The sequence below is a fragment of the Stenotrophomonas sp. NPDC077659 genome (genome assembly GCF_050268705.1).
Lineage (GTDB): Bacteria > Pseudomonadota > Gammaproteobacteria > Xanthomonadales > Xanthomonadaceae > Stenotrophomonas.
In genome coordinates, this window is record NZ_JBNNHG010000252.1 from 1 (window position 1) to 2,291 (window position 2,291).

The window sequence follows — 2,291 nt, forward strand, 5'->3', positions numbered from 1 at the left end:
AGCACCAGCAGCGACGAATACGCCCAGTCCGATGAACCCTGCATGCCGGTGATCGCCGCCCAGCCCAGCATCGGCGGCATCGCGCCGGCCAGGCCACCGATGACGATGTTCTGCGAGGTCGCGCGCTTGAGGTACACGGTGTAGATCACCGCATAACCGATCAGCGAGGCGAAGGTCAGCACCGCCGTGATCCAGTTCACCCACAGCAGCAGGATCGTCATCGACAGCACGATCAGCACGCCGGCAAACACCAGCACCTGCCACGGCTTCACCTTGCCCACCACCAGCGGGCGCCACGAGGTGCGCGCCATCTGCGCATCGATGTGAGCATCCAGCAGTTGGTTGATGGCGGCGGCGGCCGATGCGGCCAGCCAGATGCCGAGGAAACCCAGCGCACCGGCGCGTACCTGTTCCCAGCTGGGCACACCCGGAATGGCCAGGACCATGCCGACCAGGGCGGTGAAAACGATCAGGGCCACGACCTTGGGTTTGGTCAGGTCCCAGTACTGGCGGTAATTGGAAAACATGGAATCAGTCCGGGGCACGCAGGCGGGCCAGCAGGCTGACCAGTACGAACAACAGGGCAACGGCCACGCCGTTGTGGGCCACGGCCACTTCCAGCGGCAGAGCCAGCTTCACGTTGAGGATGCCCAGGGTGACCTGCAGCACCAGCAGCGCCACCAGGGCGCTGGCCCAGCCACGCATGCTGGGCACGCGGAACAGGCGCAGGCCCAGCCACAGCAGGTAGCCCGCTACCACGATCGCAAACAGGCGGTGCGCCATCTGGATGGCGATGCGCGAGGCGCCATCCAGCACGCCCCCTTCGTAATCCACGCCGATGCCGCGCCACAGGGTGAAGCCCTCGGTGAAGTTGTGCTGTGGCCACCACTGGTTGGCGCAGCGCGGGAAGTTGTCCAGCGAGGCGCTGCCACCGCCACAGGCCAGGGCCGCATAGTTGGCGCTGACCCAGCCGCCCAGGGCGATCTGGGTGACCAGCACGGCCACGCCGATGCGCAGCAGCCACTTCAGCTTCGGCGCTTCGGCCAGGGTGATCGGCATGTGCGTCGCACGCCACGCCATCCACGCCAGCAGCGCGAACATCAGCATGCCGCCCAGCAGGTGGCCCATCACCACGATGGGTTTGAGCAGCAGGGTCACCGTCCACATGCCCAGCAGGGCCTGGAAGATCACCACCGCCAAGGTCAGCAGCGCCGCGCGTGCCAGGTCGATGTTGCCCCAGCGCAGCGCGGCGATCAGCAGGATCGCCTCACCGGTCAGGGCAAGCACGCTGGCCGTGCCATGCCAGCCCATCATGTACAGGGGTATGCCGGCGGCCACCAGCACGCAGGCGGTCACCACCGCCGTGGTTCCGAAGCGGCGCCTGCGGGTGGCCAGCAGGGCCAGGGTGAGGATCTCGATGCCCAGTGCGCCGGCCAGGAAGCGGTGCACCTGCTCGCGCCAGGCCTTGTGGGTTTCCAGCGGGCGGATTTCCGCCGCCGGGTGACCGATGGTCTCTTCCACATGCTGCGGCCAGGTGGCCTGGCCATAGCAGGTCGGCCAGTCCGGGCAGCTCAGGCCGGCATCGGACAGGCGGACGAAGGCACCGAACATGATCGTGCTGGCGGTCATGATCATGGCGAACCAGGCCAGGCGGTGGAAGTTGCGATGCAGCGCCGGGCGCGCGGGAAGGCTCATCAAACGGGACTCACTTCAGTTTCAGCAACGTGGCCATGTCCTTGCGCAGGCCACCCAGGTCACTGCCGGGGGCATGGCGCATGATCACGAAGCCGTTCGGATCGATTACGTAGACCGGCAGTCCCGCCGGATCATCGACGCCCGGCAGGGCCGCGCGCAGGGCTGGCGACGGGGCCAGCGGCCGCAGCGCGGGCAGCGAGGCGATCGACGCCGGTGGCGTACCCAGCCACAGGATCTCCACATTATCGGCGTTATGGCCAAACAGCTGCCACACCTTGCCCAGTCCCTGCGACAAAGTGACGCACTGCGCATCACAGACCCCGGCCGGGGCCACCAGCAAGCGCCAGGTCCGCGCCTCGGGGTTCCACGGGTAGGCTTGGCCGTTGGCCAGGGTGGGCGCCTGCTGCCGCAGGTCCACCGGCGGCTGCAGCAACTGGCCCGCATTGCGGTGCCCGGAGGGCTGCCAGCCGGTGAAACGCAGCACGGCAGCCAATGCCATCGCCCCGAAGAACAAGGCGAACAGCAGCACCAGGGTCCGGACCCGCTTCCTGCTGGCCGACCAGCCGGTCTCGTTCCTGGATTTCGACGAGGACGAC

The 2,291-nt window shown here is 67.7% G+C and carries 2 protein-coding genes and 1 pseudogene; all 3 read right to left on the reverse strand.

The features are described 5' to 3' along the window. Positions 1-527 (reverse strand): UbiA family prenyltransferase (locus tag ACQKDV_RS19130; RefSeq protein ID WP_427785815.1); only part of this gene is annotated, 527 nt, incomplete at its 3' end. A 4-nt stretch (positions 528-531) separates the two neighbouring features. Beyond that, a complete protein-coding gene (locus ACQKDV_RS19135) occupies positions 532-1,695 on the reverse strand; it encodes a COX15/CtaA family protein (RefSeq protein ID WP_427785816.1) in 1,164 nt (387 codons plus the stop codon). Between the two features lie 10 nt (positions 1,696-1,705). Next, a pseudogene (locus ACQKDV_RS19140) lies at positions 1,706-2,244 on the reverse strand (hypothetical protein); the annotation flags it as partial. Positions 2,245-2,291: the final 47 nt, after the last annotated feature.

What these genes read in the sequence shown, in the direction of transcription:
- ACQKDV_RS19135 (WP_427785816.1), bottom strand. Translation starts at nt 1,695, where the DNA reads ATGAGCCTTCCCGCGCGCCCGGCGCTGCATCGCAACTTCCACCGCCTG.